Consider the following 18,898-nt stretch of genomic DNA (forward strand, 5'->3'; position numbering starts at 1 on the left):
CCAAAATAACTAAATTGTTCGATAAACTACGTGAATTATCCTAATAATAATTGATTAATACGAATTAAATTTGTAATTATATAAAGAATTGTTTATACTTTATGAAGTTAGCTTAAAGCATTTACCTTAAATACTCTAATTAACCTTAATAGTTAAATCAATGAAAAATCATCATCAAATCATCATCATCGGTGGCGGAAATGCAGGAATTTCGGTAGCAGCACAGTTGTTTCGTAAGAATAATAAATTGGATATTGCTATCATTGACCCTTCCGAGAAACATTATTATCAACCCGCATGGACTTTGGTAGGAAGTGGTGTTTTCGATATTGAAAAAACCGAAAGAAATGAAGCTGATGTAATGCCCAAAAAAGCAGTTTGGATTAAAGAATTGGTTCAAACATTTAATCCTGATGCTCAGGCAATTACGACCGATAAAGCTACATATACTTATGATTATCTGGTAGTTTGTCCAGGTATTCAGCTCAATTGGAGTGCTGTAAAAGGTTTACCCGAAACGCTCGGCAAAAATGGTGTTTGCAGCAATTATAGCTTCAAAACTGCACCTTATACATTTGAGTGCATCAAAAACTTTAAGGGAGGAAAAGCTATTTTTCACAACCCTCATACACCTGTAAAATGCGGTGGGGCTCCGCATAAAATTATGTACATGGCGACCGATTATTTTCGTAAACATGGTGTTCTGGACAATGCTGATATTCAGTATTGGAGTGGAGCCGCCAAACTTTTTGCCGTACCTCAGTACGAAAAAACGCTTTTAGAAGTTTGTAAACGTGGCAATATAAAACTCAATTTCATGCAAAGGCTCGATGAAATTGATGGGCCGAACAAGCGTGCAAAGTTTGTGGGTTTTGGAGAAAATAATAAAGATGTTGAAACTTGGGTAGAGTTTGATATGATTCACGTAACACCGCCACAATCTGCTCCTGATTTTATCAAAAATAGTCCACTCGCTAATGCTGGCGGTTGGGTCGATGTCGATAAAAATACACTTCAACACGTAAAATATGCCAATATTTTCTCGTTGGGTGATGCGTCTGGACTACCAACCTCAAAAACTGGTGCTGCCATTCGCAAACAAGCCCCTGTTGTAGTGGCCAATTTACTATCGTTGATTGAAAGTCAAGCATTCGGAGCAAGTTATACGGGCTACACTTCTTGTCCACTTGTAACGGGTTACGGAAAATTAGTTTTAGCAGAATTTGATTATAATAATCAACCGATGGAAACTTTCCCATTCGACCAATCCAAGGAGCGTTGGAGTATGTATATGCTCAAAAAAGAGATTTTACCAAGAATGTATTGGGGGCAAATTCTGACAGGAAAAGCGTAAGCTTCTCAAAACTGATTATATTTTACAAGCCCCGAGAGTTACTTTGGGGCTTGTTTATTTTTTATATATTGTGATAACTTTTAAGCGAAGTTTTCAACTGTCAACACATAAATTTCGACTCAAGTTGTTCGATTGTAACCAATTTGATAATCTTACAAGTTTAAATCATAAGCGTTGCATTACCTGCTTTACCATTGCATTTTTCCAAGTTAAGAAATCTCCTGCTAAGATATGCTCACGGGCTTGCTCGACCAACCATAGGTAAAAGGTAAGATTATGCACACTGGCAATTTGTGCTGCCAAAATCTCATCACATTTTACTAAATGACGCAAATATGCTTTTGAATAAAACGTACTCGCATATCCTCCGAGCGTTTCATCAATTGGTGTAAAATCATCTTTCCATTTTTCGTTTCGGATATTTATGATTCCTTGCGTTGTAAATAACATACCATTTCTGGCATTTCGAGTTGGCATTACGCAGTCGAACATATCAATACCGAGAGCAATTCCTTCCAAAATATTCTCTGGCGTACCAACTCCCATCAAGTAGCGAGGTTTGTCCTTTGGCAAAATATCATTGACATAATCAATGGTTTCGTACATTTTTTCGGCAGGCTCGCCTACTGCCAACCCTCCAATTGCATTTCCTTCACGATTTTGCTCGGCAATAAACTCAGCCGACTGAATACGTAAATCCTTATAAGTACTTCCTTGCACAATAGGGAATAATGCTTGTGAATACCCATATTTTCCCTCGGTGCTATCAAAACGATTGATACAACGAGTTAGCCAACGGTGGGTCATTTCCATGGATTTCTTTGCATACATGTAGTCGCAAGGGTAGGGGGCACACTCATCAAAAGCCATAATAATGTCGGCTCCGATAGTTCGCTGAGTATCCATCACATTTTCTGGTGTGAACAAATGTCTTGAACCATCAATATGCGATTGGAATTTTACACCCTCTTCCGAAATCTTTCGAATATCTTTCAATGAAAATACCTGATAACCGCCAGAATCGGTGAGAATCGGCCCCGACCAACCATTAAATTTATGAAGTCCACCTGCACGTTCGAGAATATCCAGACCTGGACGAAGATATAGGTGATAGGTATTTCCTAAAATAATTTGAGCTTTAATATCACTGGCCAACTCACGTTGATGCACTGCTTTTACGGTAGCGGCTGTACCAACAGGCATAAAAATTGGCGTTAGAATTTCGCCGTGGTCAGTCGTAATTTTGCCAGCACGGGCTTTCGACTGTGCGTCTGTTTTATGTAATTCGTATTTCATACAGCAAATTTCACCCTTCATTTTGGCTAATACAAGTATTTATTCATTGATTTTTAGCAATAACTTTCTATTGGTTTCATTGAAGGTTTGTATATTTGCACAAAGTTTCACCTAAACCGCAATTGCATGGTGTTTTGGCACTATTTACTACCGTTTATATTTTTTACTGCTTTAGTCGTCCAACTCGTCTATATTTTGGGGATTTTCACTCGTTTGCTTTCGCATTATGATAATGAACCAGATACCGAACAAAAAAAGAAACCGAGTGTTTCGATTGTTGTGGCAGCTTGGAACGAACTTGAGAATCTGAAGGAACTTCTTCCTCTACTTGAAGCACAAGAATATCCTAATTTTGAAATCATTGTTTCAGACGACCGTTCGGTTGATGGAACTTACGATTATTTACTTTTTAACGAAGGAGATTACAAAAAGGTAAATTTCGTAAGAATTGAAAGTCTTCCTGCCCACTTTACCGCAAAAAAGTATGCAGTGACGATGGGTATAAAAAAAGCCACTAAGGAAGTAATCTTATTAACAGATGCTGATTGTCGTCCGACCAGTCCACATTGGATTGATTATATGGTTGCTCAATTGACCCAAGGCAAAGATATTGTTTTAGGATTTTCGCCTTATGAATATGCCGACAGTAAGCTCAATTCATTGATTCGTTATGAAACATTTCAAACGGCTCTTCAATATTTCTCTTATGCTTTATCAAGGATGCCTTATATGGGTATTGGTAGAAATTTGATGTATCGTCGGGAATTATTTTGGGTAACAAACGGTTTTGCGAGCCATCACGGACTTTTGGGTGGAGATGATGATTTATTTGTCAATGAAGCATCAAACAAAGAGAATGTTGCGATTTGCATTGAGCAAGAAGCACACGTGATGTCTGTTCCGAAGAAAACTTGGGGCGAATGGATTATCCAAAAACGTCGTCATCTTTCAGTAGGAAAACGTTATAAACTACGTGATAAGATTTCTTTAGGGCTATTGGCGGCCAGCCATCTTATTTGTTGGTTTTGGTTTTTACCAGTGTTTTTTATCAAACCTGAATGGTTTGAAGCACCTGAGTGGTCACGCATTCCTACCTATTTATTAGATGATAATAATTTACAAGATTTTTATTTATACAACGATTGGATGCGTTTGGTAACGTTTGTGTTTTTCTTGTGGCTTTTTATTCGTTGGATTGTGCTGGCAAAAGCCAATAAAAAACTCAATAATACCGTTAGTTCTTGGAAGATACCTTATTACGATATGTTGTATGCAGGTTATTATTTAATTTTTGGTCTAATCACTTTGTTTTCAAATCCTAAGAAAATTAAATGGCGTTAAGCCGTGCGACGGTCGCCCAAATTGTTTATGTCAGACGTTTCTTTAATTACAAAATACTTTACGAACCTTACAGAAAAACAGTTACACCAATTTGGACAATTGCAAGAACTTTATAGTTTTTGGAATTCCCAAATCAATGTAGTTTCTCGTCAGGATATTGAAAATCTTTACGAAAAACACGTGCTTCACTCGCTTGGTATTGCGAAGGTTATGCAATTTAAGCCTGGCACGGAAATTTTAGATGTAGGTACAGGCGGAGGTTTTCCTGGAATTCCGTTGGCAATTATGTTTCCTGATTGTCAGTTTCACTTAGTTGATTCTATCGGAAAAAAAATAAAAGTTGTAACCGAAGTCTCTCAAGCTATTGGGCTAACAAATTTAACTGCCCAACACGAACGTGCAGAAAACGTTGTGAATGATTATGACTTTATTGTAAGCCGTGCCGTAACACGTTTAAAGCCATTTTATGGGTGGATTAAAGACAAAGTAACTAAAAATCAGTTTAACGACCTTAAAAATGGGATTTTGTATCTAAAAGGCGGTGATTTGACTGAAGAGCTCGATGAGTTTGGTGGAAAATATAAATTGTATGATTTAGCCGATTATTTCACAGAAGAGTTTTTTGAGACAAAAAAAGTAGTGTATGTGCCATTTTAATTTTTATTTTTAAATATTTAGAGATATGAACGAAAGATTTTCAGCAAGTACCCTAAAAAATCCTTTGTTACCTGATGAGGTCATATTCAGCGAAAAAGGCGTTACATTTAAAGAACGTAAAGTGTTTAGCAGCACCGAGAATTTTGTTTTCTATAACGATATTGCAGGTGTAGAAATCGACTCTGGTATCTTTTTTTCAACCATCAGAATCAAAGCAAGAGCGAGAGAACAAGAAATTTTGATTAGAAACTTTGCCAAGACCGATGCACGTAAAGTAAAGGAATTAATTCTTGAGCGTGCAAGACATTGATTATCAATACACTAAAAAAAACTTTAAAAAAAAGCAAAAAAAACTTTCGCTTAGGTATTGACAACAAAAAATAAATCCCTTACCTTTGCATTATGATTTCGGAACGAAGAAATGAAGAACGAAATTATAACCGAAAAAAGTTTCCCGAATAGCTCAGTCGGTTAGAGCATCTGACTGTTAATCAGAGGGTCGCTGGTTCGAGCCCAGCTTCGGGAGCAAGTTAAAATCTTGATAATCAGAGAGTTACAGTAAAATGTAGCTCTTTTTTTATGCCTTAAAAAATTGGTCTCACTACAAGTCTCACTACAAATTCGGCAAATCATAATTTATCTAAATATTTGTCTTCTACTTCTTTTTCAAAACTCCCCAAATAACTTTCAGTTGTAGAAATCTTTTTATGTCCTAATTTTTCTTTTATCATTGCCAAAGGTGCATTACTTCTTAATAATCTCGTTGCAAAGCTATGGCGTGCTACATAAGTATTAAGCTTTTCTTTTATTCCTAACTTAGCCCCAATCTGGTTCATATAGTGATTCGTTACTTTAACAACTTGATGCACTTCAGCTTTACGTTTTTCAAGTGAATTAATACCGACCAGAAAGGGAAATACAAAGTCTTTCTCATTTTTTTGCTTATTTGCCCATCGGTCTAATACCTCTCTCATAGTATCATTTATTCTCACCGAAATATCCGTATTACTTTTCATCGTTTTCTGTCTTTGAAACAAGATTTTATCATCATTTATATCTTGCCAGGTTAAGTGGATGATATCAGTAAAATTCATACCATTGCCGAAGTATGAAAAAAGCCACAAATCATGCGAACGTTGTTCTAATGTATTTGGTGTTGGGACATACGCTTTGATTGCATCAATTTGACTGGTAGAAAGTGCTTTCTTAATATTACGACCCACAGGCGGAGAAAAACGTTTATTTCCAAATGGATAAGAATCTCTCTCAATAATTTTTGCCTCAATCGCATCATTAAAAACAACTCGTAGGGTTCGGCTATAAATCCCAATTGTTGTATCAGAAGCCCCCGATGCTCCTATTGGTACACCATCCTCCTTTTTTTGAGATACTTTACCATGTTCTTTCATAAATGAACTCCAATCATTCAGAAAGGTGCTATCAACATGATTAAATCTTAAAACAAAATTCTTCTTTGGCTTTAATCGGTTCGGTTCTTCTATTTGTAAGTATTCAACAAATCGTGTTAATGACTTTGCCACCAAACCAAAATTAGTACCATGTGTGATTTGTCCTTTCGCTTTTAAAGCCTCACATTTTATATTTAATGTTTTGATTAAATCAGTTTTCTCATCAAAAGACATCATTTCTTTGCCATAATTATCAAACTCGCTTTTGAAATTATCAAAGTCAAAATTGTCTCCTAATTTTTTAATAATCGTTTTTGCACGCAGGATAAAACCGTCTGCAAAAATCTTTCTATTATCTTTTGCTGCGTAGAGTAAATGATGATAGTGAATTATTTCATTATCACGGATTCTACCATCTATTTCGCTCCCTTGCTTTTTTAGTTTGTCAAAGATTGAGGTGGCAATCTTGATTTTTGTAGAATAGTCTTTTTGTTCACGATTATGCGTGATTCTAAGTTTAATGATACCAAAACCTTCATCGGTTTTTCGAGTATCAAGGTAGTAATTTACTGTTGCCATGCTTATTTTATTAAAATATGGAAAAGATAAAGGCAATGATACCGTATTTCAGTATCAGAAAATGAACTATTTCTTATGAAGTTTTTTTAGCTAAAAAGCTGACTATTAATTGCTTGAAAGACAATAGTCATGTTAAAACTACCAGTAGTAATGAAAACGTCGTTTGAAAAGCAATAAAGTTGTTTATTTAAATTGTTTGATATTAAAAATGCTATAAAGCTTCGACTAATTTCTTTATTTCGTCAATCTGCCAAGTAGAGTAATCTTTGTTTTTATTGGTCTTGCGGATGTGAATTTGCATATTACTCAAACCTACTTTATGGTAGAAAAATTGTTTTTTGTACCCCTTTTCGGCAATCATTTTATCAATGTTTTCAAGCACTTCAATATAATTATCGACTATTTTAGTATCTTTTTTTAGAGCTTTCAGTACGTTTTTTATTTCGCTAGCTTTCCAGTCTCTTCTTCCTTTTTTCTTGTTGGAAACTGCCGAGTTGGATAAACCTAATGCTGTTGCCCAAAAAGTCAGTGGTTCAGGACTAGCATCTATCATTGAGGGAATTTCTTGGTAAATAGACTCATATATTTTAATCGCATCTAAGGCAGATGCTTTAGTAGGTAGTGTCATTTTATTTAGAATTTTTTACGGTTTGCTTTACAAATATAATGCAATACGTGTATTAATTTGAAAATTATCTCAAAAAAATACCCAGTAAAACCGAGCATTTTTTTGATTTTTATTCTAAATAAAATAACATTTATTTAGTGGAAATACTTAGTTTCCACGCATTATCTTCAAAGACCATTGCTTGTTGAATGGTGCCAACATGACCACCGATGTAAATCAAATCAATGTTTAAAATAACTGAGTCTTTCGTAACGGCTTGTTGGTCTTTTATTTCAGCAATTGCCAATGTCCCTTTTTTTGTGAGTGAGAGTAAACTATATGGCATCAAAAGTGGCAACGAATCAATCATTTTCTTGGCTCTTCTGGACAAATGCTTGTGTAAATACTCCACTTCCGAAGTATCGCTATTGACTACTTCATTTGCTACTTTGAAATACTTTAACATGACACCTTCAGGATTTTCTTGACAGGAAATGCAGCAGCTTAGCATGACAACAATTTGAGTAATGAGGGCTATTTTTCTCATAAAGTCATCTTGATTAATGATTTTCTAATCATTTCCTTTTGCCAAACTGCATCCAATTGTTTTTGTTCATCAGTGCGTTTTAAGGCTTCCAAAACCAAAGCATCGGCTTTTTCTCTTAGTTCTTGGGCTTTAGTGATTAAGTCAATAGAGAATTTATTTCCTGCAATCCGTTCGCCTGTGCTTATACGTAAGCCTGATTTTGTGCCGAAACTACTTGAGGTGAAATTAAGGCTATTCAAAAGCCCCGAATAATTTCCATCCTTACCCTCGAAGGCAGTTTTTAGGATATTATTGTAGATTTCGGTTTGTACGGCATTGGCTTGATTTTGTACTTTTGCTTCCATTCTCTGTTTAATTATTTCATCTAAATACACTTGGGGTGTTTTTGGCCCTCCTTTGAACAAAGAGCCAATGAGTCCAAAAGGATTTGCCATTAATTCATCGAAAGCATTACCCATTGCAGACTTTAGATTGGGATTATCTTTTAAAAATGCTTCCATTGCTTGTTCTTTTGCTCCAAAACCTAAATCTTGTGTAATAAAATTGCCTTTATCATCATACACATTACCCGTTGCATCTAATACATAATTTTGTCCATTCACCTTTATTACTCCTGACGAAGTAAAATTGGGTAATTCCACCGAATTAGATGAAAATAAATCATCAAATAGCCCACCAGTATTGGTAGATTTGTTGAGTCCAAAAACGCCTTTATTTTGTAAAGTGAATGGTTTTCCTGCTGTTTGACTTTTCATTCCTTCGTTCAGTGCCATTGCTTTTGCTTCCAGTTCGTCAGCCATTTTGTAGTAAGTCAGAGCCTGTTGAATTTTCTTTTTCTGCATAACCGTTTGCAAAGCATATTGGCGGTTATAAAGTTTATTCAGATTGTCATAGTAGCCATTAATGGTATTTGTACCTTGCTTATTATCCAAAGAAATCCCTTTGGTAAGGACATCATAAAATTCAGAACCGCTATTAGCCGAGTAGTTTGTCCCCATCAAATAAGCTTGTAAGTCATTTACTTTCCAAGTACTACTATTCAGGTTATTGGAGATATTACTTTTCAAATTTTGGCTAAAACGACTCAAATTATTCAAATCGCTATAAGCAGTATTATTAAACGATAAACGAATGTATTCATCGCTATCTCTTAAAAAGTCTTCGATTTTACCTTGTGCTTCTACGAGAGCCGTTGAGTTGGCTTCGTCGCCCATTGTGTTGGTATCAATGTTTTTTTGGAGTGCTAAACCTTTTTTCAAGGTGGCAACGGTATTTTTCAACTCAATCAATCGTTGAATTGCCGTTGGGTCAATGCTTGGAATCTGGGCAAAACCTATTTTTCCAATCAATAGGAATAAAATTAAAATACGTTCTTTCATAAGATTTTGTTTGGTTTAAATTATTGTTGAATAAATACCCTGTAACCTTCTTCTAAGGTGATTTCACCGATGTTTTTCTGTACGCCACCGTAGCGAATACTCTTAGAAATTCCATTTATTACGCCAACCCCTGTTGATAGAGCTGCACCTGCTGTACCCCCAATTTGTGGAATGTTATTAATCACATCATTGCTTGCTTGGTCAATGCCCGAATTGCGTTGTTGGCGAATGCTTTGTTGCACCTCAGTCTCATTGCTAAAGGCGATACCTGGCAATAAATCTTTATCGAAAACGATGCTTTTGATACTCATTTGTTGTCCGTGAACTTGGACAGAGGTAAGAGCAATGGTTACTCGGTTTGACCCAAGTAGGGCAATACCAGTACATAGGCTATTTGGGGGAATTGTTTGTCCATCTACTGTGAGCGATTCTAATAACCTTATCCGAACTTGTGAGCCGCTCCTAACCGTTTGATTGCCATAAACTACCGCTTTATAATAGCGTTTTGGTGATGTAAATTCCTTATTTGTTGTATTTTCAACCGACTTTTTTGATGAAACTACAACGGTATTGAATCCCTCAGTGTCTGGTATGATTTCATTTTTTGAAACCTTGATTTTCTCCCTTTTGCTTTTTGCTGCGAAAATTTGAGTGTTATTCTTTGGTCTTACAACCCTCATATCATTTTTTTCTACAATCTTGATAGTATCTTGTTTTGTAACTGCAACCTTTTGCACTTCATTAGATTGTGTTTTTTTATAAGCATTTACCATCGAAAACTGTACTAATTCGTTAGAATCGGCTTCCATAGTTTTCGTTTCATTAATTTGATTATTGGCTTGGCCAGCCGCACCAACTCTATCAATTTGTGTCTGAGCTTCCTCTTTTGCTTTGTTTTCTTTAGCTAAATCGGGGGTTTCCCCACTTTTGAAACCTGCTTGCTCACCTGTTTTTGATTGTAAGTCATTTTTAACTGATTGCAAGACAATATATGAGCTAATGGTTAATAGGAGAATCAACAATACAGCCCAGTTTTTTTTCAAGAAAACTTTGATTTTGGCAAATCTGCTCAGTATTGGTTTATTAGGAATCTCAACTTCCTTTTGGGCTTCTTGATTTTCTTCTAATCTATTGGCTGAAGACATAGTTTTATAATTCGTTTTGAAATGATAGTATTGAAAATTCTTCCAGACTAAAAAAGTTCTGCACGAAGGATTTTCTTAAAGGGAATTTCGATGATGATACTTCGTAAACCTGCTTTTTCTCTAAAAATTACTTGTAAGAAACCATCTTCTGTGGTAGAATACAGCGGTAAAGCATACAAATACTCATTACTTTTTCTCGATTCGGTGAGTAATTTTTCGAATTTTATCAAGGGTTCAACTTCCTGCAAACCACCATTCAAGGTATTAATCCTTTTGGTCGTCCGTTTACGTTTTTCGATATAGGCAAAACTTACATAGTCTAAATCATAGATAATACTACTCTGATTTTGGAGCGAAAATCTCAAAAAGGTAGCCTCATTGTCATTGTACAAATTCAGTAGATTAAGTTCAATTTGCTGCTTTTTAGCTTTAATATTGACATTTCTTGGCAGACTTGTTAGGAGTTTGAGCTTATTTTCTATTTGCTTTTGCTCGGTATTTTCTACAATTTCCTCTTTCGGTAATTGCTTTTTTCGGAAATCATAAAAGGCCTGCGAGTTCATTTTGAAGGCGACGTAAGCAGTCAATATCTCATCGCCGTGCGTTACAACAATCGTACTTCGTTTGGCCAAAGTTGTTTTGGCTCGAATGAAAAGAATATGAGGGTCGTCGGCTTGGGCTTCATAGTCTTTACTGCCCAAGTTGAACAAACTTATCGGTTCGTCAAAAATCAAATATGTTGTACTTTCAGTGCTGACATAAATGGTATCGTATTTCTGCCCGATGGAATGCCGTCCAACGTCACGCTGCCCGTAAGAATGAAAGTTTAACAACAATAGTGCTAATGAAAGTAACTGTCTCATGGTTTTTCAATGGCTTGATAAGTGATATAATTAAAGTTGGTAATCAACATGCCAAAGGGATTTTCATCGGAGTATAGAGCGGGTATTAAATTAAACTTTGCTCCAATCGGATTAGCTACTTCTTTACCATCATACACAATTATTTGTTGCATCAAAACCGTACATTGGTAGGGAATAATGTTCATATTGATTGAAATACTGTCCACTTGTAGCCTTGAAAAACTGTTGTATTTGAAATGATTTTCTAAAACTTTTTCTGCATTAAATCCTCTAACAATTGCTTGACCATCTTTGGCAGTGATGAGTGTGAGTGCGGTATTGAGCCGTTCACGGTAGTTTTCGGCATTATTTTCAAACAATAGTTCAGTAAAGGCTTCAATCAAACCACGTGCTTGATAGATATTTCTACTATCAGAGCTACTTTCTAAATTGGCTGAAAATAAACTTTTACCAGAGCGAACATATACTTTTTGGTCGGCATCTTTGCTGACTTGCCACTGCCAAACTACCCAAAATATATTGCTAAAAACCAATGCCCCAATTGAGAAAAGCATCAAATTGTAAAGCCGATTCGTAACTCTATCAATGTTACCAGAACTAACTCCTTTTTCAAATAAATTTTTCATGATTTGTTTCGTTTAGCTGAATTTCCATTCAATTTATCTTTCATTGTCGCATACCCACGTTGAGCATAATTTGACACTTTACTACCAATTGACCCTGCATTTTTATTCATAAAACCACTGGCGGCATAAGCTACTCCACCCATCGTTCCACCCATGCGAGACATGATGCCCGATGCTGCTGCATGGCCAATGTAAAGACTCGTGAGCAGTGGCACACTGATGTACATGATGATGATGGCAAGGTTTAGCACCACCAAGTCAATCATCGCATCGGCTGGGTCTGGTTGGTAACTTTTGAAAAAAAATACCATGAAATTATCCAAAATTGCCAAAGTCAATGACCAAAACAGCATGTTGAGCAGGTTTTTGAGCCAATGCCCAAACGAACTACCAAAGCCTGGAATCGTAGCCAACATCGCAGCGAAAATCCCTGCTACGTACATAAATGATACCAACATTACCTGCATTTTGCCTATCAGTAAGCGTACAAATAGCGATAAGCCTTCTTGGATTTTACTCATCAACCAAGCCACGAAACTTGAAAAATCATCGTAGGGCAAAGTTCCGAGAATGCCCAAAGAGGTTTCGTGGGTTTGTGTAATATCGCCAGTGGTAATTTTGCCCAAAGCATTCAAAATATCTTTTTTTGCCTCAAATAAATTGCTGATATTATCCGCCGTCCAAATAATTGAAGTAGCTAACTCATTGTAGAAACTGATGAAGAAGATGAAGCCCAGCACTCGAAGAACAGCCATTAAGTCCCAAGCTTTTTGAAAAACAATGACTTGAGTAATCATCCAAAAAACTTGGATTGCCAGCATAGAAAATGCTATGCTCAAACAAGTGCCAGAAGCGGTACTTACCAAAACTTTTGCAGCTCCCAATGCTCCTTGAAAAGTACCATTTTCCATGATACCAGGATTTGAAAAAATTAGAATCATAGTATTTTTCTTTTAAGTATTAAAATGATTTTGCAAATGAAAATTATTGATTACAATGAATCCTTAACTTTCTAATCCGAGCGTTGATTTGTCTTTTGCTCTATCCATCGGTTTAAGGCCAACGTGATATTCTCCCCATTTTCACCTGCTAAGTTTCTGATATAATTACGGTCGTCAGGAAAACTGGTAATCAAACCCGCAATGTAAAGCGGTACTTCTACTCGATACACTTTAGCAAATTCTCCTTGTTTGACAAATATTTCTCGCCACTTTTCCGACTTTCGGAGCGATTTAGCTAAATCTTCCTGGTGTTCGGTCAAGCCCATGTATTCACATAAACCTTTCAACACATCACTATCTTCGTGGTTCAAAATAATAATCGTTGAGCTATTGGCTTTTACAATTTCGCCAATACCTGATTTTTTGATTTCGTTGATGCCTTGGGTAATGATGCCAATAACTCCCTTGATTTTCCGAATGGTTCGGTACATATTTTCAATGAAATTGCCCAGCCCACTCAACATACTCCATGCTTCGTCAATGTAGATGCGTCGAATATCATTGGGATATTTGGCTAAAATATCGGCAGCCAGTTCGCTTATCATCATGCCCACAATGGGGTAAAGCGTAGGGTTTTCTTTGATTTTAGCTAAGTCAAAACAAATTAATGAGAAGGCAGAAACATCGTCTAAGGTTTCGGCATTGAGGATTTCACCGTATAAACCACCTTTGGCGAATTGTTTAAGGGTGATAATCAGTTTATTGAAGTCAAAAAAGCGTTGTCGCCTTTCATAGTCAAGGTATTCAAATGATTTTGGGTCAGCAATGCCTTTCTCTCGATACGCCAACACATGTTGATAGAAGCCATCAATGCTTGGTACACCCAGTAACGTTTCATTGTAGGCATCGTAATAACCCACGATTAATTCACCCAAAATTGCTAATTCAGCGGGTTCTAATTTCCTGTCCGTGCCAAGCCAAATGGTGGCAATCAGACTGATTAAAAAGGTTGGTTTTAACTCATTATCCTTAGATTTTAGGTCATAAATGCCATTATTACTACGATGAATCAAGAAAGGATTGTACTTGAGTGGTTCGCTGGGATTGTATTCATAATACAGGCTTTTACGATTACCAAAGAAAATAGTTTTGTATGTGCCACCTACATCTATAATGATTTGCCTTTCACCTTTTTCTTGTCTTTGGATAATCATGTAACCGATGGTATAACTTTTCCCCGAACCAGTCGGCCCAATCACCATAAAATTATTGCCGTTCAATTTGGGTGAATAAAAATCAGCATAGACGGGCGAGCCGTATCTGTCACAAAGTAATTCTCCTTTGTTTTCGCTTTGATAATTACTGATGTAATTGGCATAAATGGCCGCATTTTCATTGGTTATTTTTTCAATCCAACGATAATTTTGGTAGGAATTAGCGGGGGAATTGCAGAAAAACAAGGCCGATGTGTCGGTTTGCTCAATAAATGCACTGGCTCGGATTTTACTAAAAGCCCGACCAACGAGGTCTTTGTTTTGGCTAAATTGTCTTTCACCAATGCCCCAAAAAATCACACTCACATTCATATCGAAGAGTTTTCTACCACCTTTGGTTACTTCGTCAATGTGTTCTTTGATTTCTTCACTTTGGGTATCGTGGGCTTGGGAAGACAAAAAGCCTAAATTATTCGTCCAACGAGCTTTACTTTCGAGGCTATGAATAGCGGGTTCGGTATCCAATGATTTCCAAGTGATAGAAAGAATGTGTTCCAACTCCAGTTCATTGCCCAAAGGTAAAATCGTTGGTGTGCAAACTCCCTGTTCGTTCTTATGGTCGTAGAAAATCTCTTTGGCTTGTCCATCCATAGTGGCAATGCCTACCAGTTTTTGTCCGATTTGCAAGCAATCTCGGTGAGGTTGGAACGCATTGCTGATAAAATGCTGTGGTTCATCGAATTTAAGGTTGAAATATTGCAGCACTACACTTTTGAGAGCTTCTTTACCCAATCGAACGTAGCTAACATTGTTTTGCGTCACCTTTGAAATGAAGGTATTCGCCATGCGTTCAAGCTGTTCTTTTACCTTTTCAATACCTTTAAATGGATTAGCAACATAAGCCATTCCTTTTCTGACATACAGATTATTAACGGCACTTTTTTCTTTAATATCAGCCGTTCCATAGGAAATAAACAAGTATTGTTGGTGCTGTTGAATCGGTCTTTGCAAGTAATTCATCAAAATTTTATACTCATAATTTGACTTGTCCTTTAAGTCAGCATCGTAGGGTAAATAATGATAAAATCCCAACAATTGCACTGTAACATCGGGCGGTAGGTCAGCCAATGCAGCAGTAAAACTTTCCCCAATTTTATTGTATTCGCCCGAACTGAGTTTTTCGGTTTCAATACAATTGACTTTAAAACCAATGCCTACCCGACCGTCTTTGAAGATGATTTGCCCCTGCCCATCAAGGTTTTCCTCCATTGCCCAAATCGGAAATAGGTCTTCAAAACTGGCTTTTTTGATAAGATTTAGTTGCATAAAAATACTTTGGGTTGTTGTACATCAATCAAATTGGTTTGCATGAATTGCCAAGATATTTCACTTCTTAAAAACGAAGGATGTTTTTTCTTTGAAGCTCGTTTAAGTAGGACTAAAATCAAAATAAGACTTACCAAACTAAGCAAATAATAGTAAGGCGAGATATTGAACAAGGAACGTAACACACTCATTAAGATGCACGAACTAATCCAAAGCACGAGTGAAAGCCCCAAATCGGAGGCATCAATTCCTTGTATTTTAATCGGATTTTCTAAAGATTTTCGGATTTCCATATTTATCGAACGATATTAGGGTCAATTTTTCCACTACCACCAAATGAGCTTTGAATATCTCCGATAATCATCGAGAAACCATACCAAATGGCTACACCCACAATGAGATAAATCAATCTTTGGTGCTTGTTGGGAGCATCAGCAATGTACCCAAACACGGCATAAATGAGTCCGAAAACCAATGCAGCGGGAAACAAAATGTTGATAACATCAATGAATTTCTTCACAATACTTTGAGCTCCCGCCGCCGATTGGGCGAAGGTTTCTAAGGGTAAAATACTCAAAAGTGCAAAGGCAATGATGAGCGTTGAGATGGGTAATAGAGTGAGTTGTTTTTTCATTGTTTTTTTCTTTTAAAGAGTTAAAACGTTTTCAGCTTTAGCCCTTCGGTGTTTGGTTTGGTTAATTTTATTTTTCAAATTCATCACTTCATCGACTTCTAAAGTTGCACTATTATGCAAGGATGGTAAGATTACACCGATTCTATTTTTTTGAGTATTTTCAGTAGGTACAATTTTTTCTTCCCCTTCCGTTTTGTACAAAATTCTTTTCAAGCGTTCCGTTTCTATCAGGCAAGATTTATTAAAGTCTGTCCAATCTCGCACATCGAATTGAGGTTCGTCTTTGAATTTATCAAAACTCATATCGGGAAATTTATTTCTCCGAAAGTCATTATTCAGATAAGCCGAAAACACGCAATAGGCAATGCCAACCAATGAACAATAGGCGATTATTGCCAAGAGTCCTTCTGTATTTCCTATCTCATTGGGTCGGCCATTATTAAAAATTGCTTCTGATTTAATTAGACTAAAAAGCATTTCATAAGTATTTAGAAACAGGCTTATGAAAAGTACCAATAGCAAGATTTTTACTTGGTATCTCAATACTATTTTTGAAATATTTTTCATTATAGTATTTTAATGTATTTGTATATGAAAATTAAATAACATAGTTTAACACAATTTCTAAGAAACAAATGTATTAAAATATTTTCAAAAACAAACTATAATATATATTTAAAAGAAAAATTCAAGCTATTTTAATTTAAAAACGATGGAAAATACCACAGTCAGTGCCGCAGAAAAAATACGTCAAGCCAAGTTTGAAATCAATTTGGTAGATTATGCTGAAAGGCAAGGTTATCAGGTAAATAAACAAAAATCAACGGCAACCGATGTGATTTTACAAAAGAACATTGGACAAGAAAACTTGGATACAATTGGCGTTCGTTATTATCCCGAAACCGGTTATAAATACTGGACGGCAATGGACAGTAGCGACCGAGGCTCTTTGCTTGATTTTGAAAAAAACAAGAATCATCTTGACCTGTCGAGTGCCGCAGGTAAAAGGAAATTGTATCAGAAAATTGATGAGTTTTTGGGTAATCCTCCAACACAACAATCGGTAAAAGTGAAAGCTATTAGTAGAAAAGCAGAAACAGAAAAACGCTTAACTGACCGAGAGTTGAACTTGTTACCTTTGACTGATACCCGATATTTAGAAGGTCGTGGCATTACCGAAAAAACGTATCGTTCGCCCGAATTTCAATACCAAGTATATAACGAAAAGGTAAGTTTAAACTATCGAAAGACCTACACAAACACCGTTTTTCCAATCAGAAATGAAGAGATTTTATTGGCAAAAATTCGTAGAAATGATGAAGAATTGGGCTATCGAGGCGGGCAATTCAATAAAATTCAAGAAAAAAGAGAGAATGGAATTCATTCCTCTAATTTTCCCAAGCAACAACTTGACAAACTCTATTTGATTGAATCACCGATTGATGCGATGTCTTATTTTGAGTTGAAATATGCAGAAATAAGGTCAAAGAATTTGCAAGTAGCATTTATTTCAACCGTTGGTAATCCGAGTAATTCGGCTTACAATACCATTCAAAAATTCATTAATGCTTCCGAACCGAAACAAATTATTTCGTTAATGGACAACGACCGAGCAGGAAAAGTATTTACAATTAACCTTCTTGGCCGACTGTCTAAACCCGAAAACGATTTATCGAATAATATCAAAGCAGAAATCAATGTCAGCCAAAAGACGGAAGCAACTTTGAGCATCAACTTTTCTTATGATACTGATGAAAAACGCCGAGTAATGGCAAACAACCTAAAAGAATATTTGATTGACCCACTGAAAAATAATATTGCCGAAGGTAGTGAAGCGGCTGTGAAAGTTATCACTATAACCAAATCTACTCATAATGCTCAGATTGAAATCAAGTTTCCTTATGATAATACCAATTTACTGACGGTGGAAAAAGGTTTGATTCAATTGAAAGGTTTAACCAATGAATTTGTTTTAGAACACCCCATTCAAAAAGATTGGAATGATGAATTGAAACGCCAAAAGCCTTTTGTGGTAACGGTAGAAAAACAGGGTGTTGAGTTGCCAGAAAAACGATTTTCGCAAGGAGTTGAAGCGTTTTCGTATGCAGAACAGCGGGGTTTAGAGCAAAAGCAGACCATAAAACTCTATTTAGAAAAATATAATCTTTCGCACGAAGTAGATAAACCACAGGTTTTTGCCATCATTAGACAAGGTAAAATTGAGGAAATTAACCCCATTTTAAAACAAGAAGTTGAAAAGCAGCAACGAGACTTTTTACTACAACGCACATTACAAGAAGAAAAACTTTTGGCTTTGCAACTCAGCAAAGAGCTTTTTCCTATCAACGATTGTGTGATTGTCAAAACTATTCATCAAGTTAGTACACATCAACATTTTATAGAGTTTCAGAAGATTCAATCAAATGATAAATTACAGAATTTTGCAGGAATTGATGCTGGTTTTCAAGAAAAAATCAATACTTCAGATGCACAGAATTTCGTCATTACTTTCAATCGCAATACAAATTCAGTGTATCTAATGATACCAAATTTGAAAGAAAGTACTCAAATTGACAAAGATTTCATAGAAAAGAACAAAGGCTATTTAGCCGAAAAGTCAACTCCTGAGAAAGACGAAATGCTTAAAAAAAGTTTAGAAAGCGAGTTCGGAGAACTATTAATTTCTGACAAAAAAGGTGCTATTATTGCCACGGCTGATTACAATGTTTCAATCGAAAATGGCAAGCCCATCATTCATAAGATAGAAAACTTTGAGTTTGACAAAATTAACCGTGACGGGCTGGATATTGGGCTTATTAAAAATGATTTAGCTGACGGATTATCAAAAAATGCTATTGATGATTTAGTTTTTACGCAGAAAAAAGAAGATAATTCGATGGAGGTTGGAATATGACTTTACCCTCATATTCTGTTTTTGGATAGAGAAAATGTTCAAAAGTATTCCATCATTTATTATCCC

Annotated in this window: 18 protein-coding genes and 1 tRNA gene; 6 read left to right on the forward strand and 13 right to left on the reverse strand. The window is 36.1% G+C overall.

What is annotated here, in order from left to right:
- The first annotated feature begins 160 nt into the window (after positions 1-160).
- Positions 161-1,354, forward strand: coding sequence for an NAD(P)/FAD-dependent oxidoreductase (locus tag ABR854_RS01995; RefSeq protein ID WP_350263665.1), 1,194 nt, complete (start codon positions 161-163; stop codon positions 1,352-1,354).
- A gap of 165 nt (positions 1,355-1,519) precedes the next feature.
- Here the strand turns inward: ABR854_RS01995 and tgt are convergent, their stop codons facing one another.
- Positions 1,520-2,650, reverse strand: a complete 1,131-nt coding sequence (tgt, locus tag ABR854_RS02000; protein WP_350263666.1) for a tRNA guanosine(34) transglycosylase Tgt — start codon at positions 2,648-2,650, stop codon at positions 1,520-1,522.
- Between the two features lie 126 nt (positions 2,651-2,776).
- Between tgt and ABR854_RS02005 the strand changes: the two genes are divergently transcribed.
- From ABR854_RS02005 to ABR854_RS02020, 4 genes are all read left to right on the forward strand, one after another.
- Positions 2,777-3,991 carry a glycosyltransferase gene (locus ABR854_RS02005; RefSeq protein WP_350263667.1) on the forward strand — a complete coding sequence of 405 codons (1,215 nt, stop codon included), beginning with the start codon at positions 2,777-2,779 and terminating at the stop codon, positions 3,989-3,991.
- Positions 3,992-4,018: 27 nt separating this feature from the next.
- Positions 4,019-4,648 carry a 16S rRNA (guanine(527)-N(7))-methyltransferase RsmG gene (gene rsmG / locus ABR854_RS02010; protein ID WP_350263668.1) on the forward strand — a complete coding sequence of 210 codons (630 nt, stop codon included), beginning with the start codon at positions 4,019-4,021 and terminating at the stop codon, positions 4,646-4,648.
- Positions 4,649-4,673: 25 nt separating this feature from the next.
- On the forward strand, positions 4,674-4,958 hold the full coding sequence (locus tag ABR854_RS02015) for a hypothetical protein (RefSeq protein WP_350263669.1): 285 nt from the start codon (positions 4,674-4,676) through the stop codon (positions 4,956-4,958).
- Between the two features lie 142 nt (positions 4,959-5,100).
- Positions 5,101-5,174 (forward strand) — tRNA-Asn (locus ABR854_RS02020).
- A gap of 103 nt (positions 5,175-5,277) precedes the next feature.
- On the opposite strand, the gene ABR854_RS02025 is transcribed toward ABR854_RS02020, so the two are convergent.
- The 12 genes from ABR854_RS02025 to ABR854_RS02080 all read right to left on the reverse strand — a co-directional run bounded on the left by ABR854_RS02025 (position 5,278) and on the right by ABR854_RS02080 (position 16,485).
- Complete coding sequence (locus ABR854_RS02025; protein WP_350263670.1) at positions 5,278-6,636, reverse strand: site-specific integrase; 1,359 nt, start codon at positions 6,634-6,636, stop codon at positions 5,278-5,280.
- A 211-nt stretch (positions 6,637-6,847) separates the two neighbouring features.
- On the reverse strand, positions 6,848-7,264 hold the full coding sequence (locus tag ABR854_RS02030) for a hypothetical protein (RefSeq protein WP_350263671.1): 417 nt from the start codon (positions 7,262-7,264) through the stop codon (positions 6,848-6,850).
- Positions 7,265-7,394: 130 nt separating this feature from the next.
- Positions 7,395-7,790 carry a hypothetical protein gene (locus tag ABR854_RS02035; RefSeq protein ID WP_350263672.1) on the reverse strand — a complete coding sequence of 132 codons (396 nt, stop codon included), beginning with the start codon at positions 7,788-7,790 and terminating at the stop codon, positions 7,395-7,397.
- Positions 7,787-9,169 carry a hypothetical protein gene (locus ABR854_RS02040; RefSeq protein ID WP_350263673.1) on the reverse strand — a complete coding sequence of 461 codons (1,383 nt, stop codon included), beginning with the start codon at positions 9,167-9,169 and terminating at the stop codon, positions 7,787-7,789. Before ABR854_RS02040 ends, ABR854_RS02035 begins: the two co-directional genes overlap by 4 nt.
- A 20-nt stretch (positions 9,170-9,189) precedes the next feature.
- Positions 9,190-10,314, reverse strand: a complete 1,125-nt coding sequence (gene traM / locus ABR854_RS02045; protein WP_350263674.1) for a conjugative transposon protein TraM — start codon at positions 10,312-10,314, stop codon at positions 9,190-9,192.
- A 47-nt stretch (positions 10,315-10,361) separates the two neighbouring features.
- Complete coding sequence (locus tag ABR854_RS02050; RefSeq protein ID WP_350263675.1) at positions 10,362-11,177, reverse strand: DUF4138 domain-containing protein; 816 nt, start codon at positions 11,175-11,177, stop codon at positions 10,362-10,364.
- Positions 11,174-11,803 (reverse strand): hypothetical protein, encoded by a 630-nt coding sequence (locus ABR854_RS02055; protein WP_350263676.1) that lies wholly within the window; start codon positions 11,801-11,803, stop codon positions 11,174-11,176. The genes ABR854_RS02050 and ABR854_RS02055 overlap by 4 nt, the downstream gene beginning before the upstream one ends.
- Complete coding sequence (locus tag ABR854_RS02060; RefSeq protein WP_350263677.1) at positions 11,800-12,744, reverse strand: hypothetical protein; 945 nt, start codon at positions 12,742-12,744, stop codon at positions 11,800-11,802. The genes ABR854_RS02055 and ABR854_RS02060 overlap by 4 nt, the downstream gene beginning before the upstream one ends.
- A 71-nt stretch (positions 12,745-12,815) precedes the next feature.
- Entirely contained in the window at positions 12,816-15,284 is a 2,469-nt protein-coding gene (locus ABR854_RS02065) for a TraG/VirB4 family ATPase (protein ID WP_350263678.1), read from the reverse strand.
- Positions 15,275-15,577 carry a hypothetical protein gene (locus ABR854_RS02070; protein ID WP_350263679.1) on the reverse strand — a complete coding sequence of 101 codons (303 nt, stop codon included), beginning with the start codon at positions 15,575-15,577 and terminating at the stop codon, positions 15,275-15,277. Before ABR854_RS02070 ends, ABR854_RS02065 begins: the two co-directional genes overlap by 10 nt.
- Positions 15,578-15,579: 2 nt before the next feature.
- Positions 15,580-15,918, reverse strand: coding sequence for a hypothetical protein (locus ABR854_RS02075; protein WP_350263680.1), 339 nt, complete (start codon positions 15,916-15,918; stop codon positions 15,580-15,582).
- 12 nt (positions 15,919-15,930) lie between these two features.
- Positions 15,931-16,485: a hypothetical protein gene (locus tag ABR854_RS02080; RefSeq protein WP_350263681.1), complete on the reverse strand. Its 555-nt coding sequence runs from the start codon at positions 16,483-16,485 to the stop codon at positions 15,931-15,933.
- Positions 16,486-16,630: 145 nt separating this feature from the next.
- On the opposite strand from ABR854_RS02080, the gene ABR854_RS02085 reads away from it, so the two are divergent.
- A complete protein-coding gene (locus ABR854_RS02085) occupies positions 16,631-18,832 on the forward strand; it encodes a toprim domain-containing protein (RefSeq protein WP_350263682.1) in 2,202 nt (733 codons plus the stop codon).
- The last annotated feature ends 66 nt before the right edge of the window (positions 18,833-18,898 follow it).

Origin of the sequence: Emticicia sp. W12TSBA100-4 (assembly GCF_040253585.1) — a bacterium.
Lineage (GTDB): Bacteria > Bacteroidota > Bacteroidia > Cytophagales > Spirosomataceae > Emticicia.

Excerpts from the sequence above, each read along its gene's own strand:
- ABR854_RS01995 (WP_350263665.1), top strand. The coding sequence starts at position 161 with ATGAAAAATCATCATCAAATCATCATCATCGGTGGCGGAAATGCAGGA.
- tgt (WP_350263666.1), bottom strand. The coding sequence starts at position 2,650 with ATGAAATACGAATTACATAAAACAGACGCACAGTCGAAAGCCCGTGCT.
- ABR854_RS02005 (WP_350263667.1), top strand. The coding sequence starts at position 2,777 with ATGGTGTTTTGGCACTATTTACTACCGTTTATATTTTTTACTGCTTTA.
- rsmG (WP_350263668.1), top strand. The coding sequence starts at position 4,019 with ATGTCAGACGTTTCTTTAATTACAAAATACTTTACGAACCTTACAGAA.
- ABR854_RS02015 (WP_350263669.1), top strand. The coding sequence starts at position 4,674 with ATGAACGAAAGATTTTCAGCAAGTACCCTAAAAAATCCTTTGTTACCT.
- ABR854_RS02025 (WP_350263670.1), bottom strand. The coding sequence starts at position 6,636 with ATGGCAACAGTAAATTACTACCTTGATACTCGAAAAACCGATGAAGGT.
- ABR854_RS02030 (WP_350263671.1), bottom strand. The coding sequence starts at position 7,264 with ATGACACTACCTACTAAAGCATCTGCCTTAGATGCGATTAAAATATAT.
- ABR854_RS02035 (WP_350263672.1), bottom strand. The coding sequence starts at position 7,790 with ATGAGAAAAATAGCCCTCATTACTCAAATTGTTGTCATGCTAAGCTGC.
- ABR854_RS02040 (WP_350263673.1), bottom strand. The coding sequence starts at position 9,169 with ATGAAAGAACGTATTTTAATTTTATTCCTATTGATTGGAAAAATAGGT.
- traM (WP_350263674.1), bottom strand. The coding sequence starts at position 10,314 with ATGTCTTCAGCCAATAGATTAGAAGAAAATCAAGAAGCCCAAAAGGAA.
- ABR854_RS02050 (WP_350263675.1), bottom strand. The coding sequence starts at position 11,177 with ATGAGACAGTTACTTTCATTAGCACTATTGTTGTTAAACTTTCATTCT.
- ABR854_RS02055 (WP_350263676.1), bottom strand. The coding sequence starts at position 11,803 with ATGAAAAATTTATTTGAAAAAGGAGTTAGTTCTGGTAACATTGATAGA.
- ABR854_RS02060 (WP_350263677.1), bottom strand. The coding sequence starts at position 12,744 with ATGATTCTAATTTTTTCAAATCCTGGTATCATGGAAAATGGTACTTTT.
- ABR854_RS02065 (WP_350263678.1), bottom strand. The coding sequence starts at position 15,284 with ATGCAACTAAATCTTATCAAAAAAGCCAGTTTTGAAGACCTATTTCCG.
- ABR854_RS02070 (WP_350263679.1), bottom strand. The coding sequence starts at position 15,577 with ATGGAAATCCGAAAATCTTTAGAAAATCCGATTAAAATACAAGGAATT.
- ABR854_RS02075 (WP_350263680.1), bottom strand. The coding sequence starts at position 15,918 with ATGAAAAAACAACTCACTCTATTACCCATCTCAACGCTCATCATTGCC.
- ABR854_RS02080 (WP_350263681.1), bottom strand. The coding sequence starts at position 16,485 with ATGAAAAATATTTCAAAAATAGTATTGAGATACCAAGTAAAAATCTTG.
- ABR854_RS02085 (WP_350263682.1), top strand. The coding sequence starts at position 16,631 with ATGGAAAATACCACAGTCAGTGCCGCAGAAAAAATACGTCAAGCCAAG.